This is a genomic window from Bacteroides luti (assembly GCF_900128905.1).
Lineage (GTDB): Bacteria > Bacteroidota > Bacteroidia > Bacteroidales > Bacteroidaceae > Bacteroides > Bacteroides luti.
In genome coordinates this window covers 1-1,944 of record NZ_FQTV01000033.1, presented here as the reverse complement: position 1 = coordinate 1,944, position 1,944 = coordinate 1, and the positions used below count along the sequence as shown (strand labels likewise).

The following is a 1,944-nucleotide window of genomic DNA, read 5'->3' as shown; positions in this document are numbered from 1 at the left end:
GGTTCTTTTGCAATTTAGTTGAAAGGACGTATCGTTATAGTTCCTAAAGAACTCTGATAAAACAAAACTTCTTCAAGTTTTTTGTATAATATAATACATTAATAGTAATATATTAATCTATTTATAATTAGGATATTAAGTATATATTTTGTAATTTTAAGCTACCAAACAAAATACTACAAAACAATGCTTAAAGATCCTAATTGCAACAAAAATAATACAATAGACGCACATTGCCATCATATTTCAGCTATAAATGAAGCTAATAGCAGCCTTAATCTATCATCCTTTTATCTTCCATCAGATATGGTTGTTGAATCAGCCGTTATTGGCAATAATAAAATCGAGTTATATATAAAATCCGTATTGGATTATGGCATCTGTCCTTATTGTGGTCATATAAGCGAAAAGATTCATAGCCAGTATCAGCGAGTCATAACCGATCTTCCTGTTTTAGGTAAAAGGGTCGTCATTCATTTCAGACCAAGAAAATTCTTTTGTCAAAATGATTTCTGTTCTAAAAAAACATTTGCAGAACAACCAGGCAATGAGGTGTTCAGGTATAGAAGAAGGACGCGACGTTGTGAACAGGTAGTTACACATCATGGATTGATGAGTTCGTCCAATGATGCCAGCAGTCTTCTTAACGGAATGGGTATTCCACTTTGCAATACTACAGTACTTCGAGACATACACAGAATAAGAATTCCAGAAAACAAGGAAATAACCAATATCGGAATTGACGATTGGGCGTTCAGAAAAGGTATCAACTATGGAAGTATTATCGTAAATCTGGGAACCGGACACGTTATTGATCTATTGGGAGATAGAGAACGTGATAGTTTTAGTAAATGGCTAGAATGCCATCAACAGGTATCCCTTGTAAGCAGAGACAGATCTACCGAATATTCCACAGCTATAGCTTTATCAGGAAAACGTATTATAGAAGTGGCGGATAGGTTTCATCTGATAAAAAACATGTCGGACTGTGTAACAAAAACTATTAGTGAGAACTATTCGGACTATAGGAATGCAGTACGTTCTGGAAACGAAATCACCCCCGAAGAAAAGTGTATTCAACCTGATATTCAGGAGATTTGCAATGACAAACTGTCTGGAGATAAAAAACAGGAGGTCAACAATAATACAGATTCAAGAACCATTATGTTTAATGAAGTTAAGGAGCTTCAAGATAAAGGTTTCTCAATAGGTGCGATTGCTAAAAAATTGAAGATAGCCAGACAGACCGTCAGAAAATATAGAAACTACACATCTTTACCCCCAAGAAAAAGCAGCCCACGTAATGAATACTTTAAATTTGATTCATACGTAGAATCAGAATATTCAAATGGAAAAAGCCTGGTCAATATCTTTCATGAAATAAAGAACTTGGGATTTAAAGGCAGTAAAACTCCATTTCATGATCATTATAGATATTTGTCAAAAGGACGTAAAGGAAGACGTACTGACAGACCGAAATCAATAAAGAAAATAAAGCCACAAGATAATCGTGAACCACTGATACCTGTAAAAACAATCTCATCAATTGTAGATAAAGGAATCAGAATGAAAGAATTGGATGAAAAAGAAGATATACTGATACAGACATTGATATCTATTCCATGGTTTAAGGAAATTTACAATGCTGCTACATCATTTTATAAAATATTCAAAGAGCCCAATGGTGGACAATTAGCTGAATGGATAAATGAATATAGAGATACTGAACTTGCAAAATTAAAAACCTTTATCACAGGCATCATACTGGATATGAAAGCTGTTGAAAATGGAATAAAATACCCTTTTTCTAATGGAATTGTAGAAGGCTTTGTTAATAAATTGAAGACTATAAAACGAATGATGTATGGAAAGGCAAAGCTCATGCTACTGAAAAGAAAACTAGTTCTGGGAACTCTTCTTTTCAACTAAATTGCAAAAGAACCA

Annotated in this window: 1 protein-coding gene; it reads left to right on the top strand. The window is 33.7% G+C overall.

Features of this window, described 5'->3' with window-relative positions:
- Nucleotides 1-186 precede the first annotated feature (186 nt).
- Nucleotides 187-1,929, top strand: a complete 1,743-nt coding sequence (locus tag BUC21_RS16170) for an ISL3 family transposase (RefSeq protein WP_073404351.1) — start codon at nt 187-189, stop codon at nt 1,927-1,929.
- Nucleotides 1,930-1,944 lie beyond the last annotated feature (15 nt).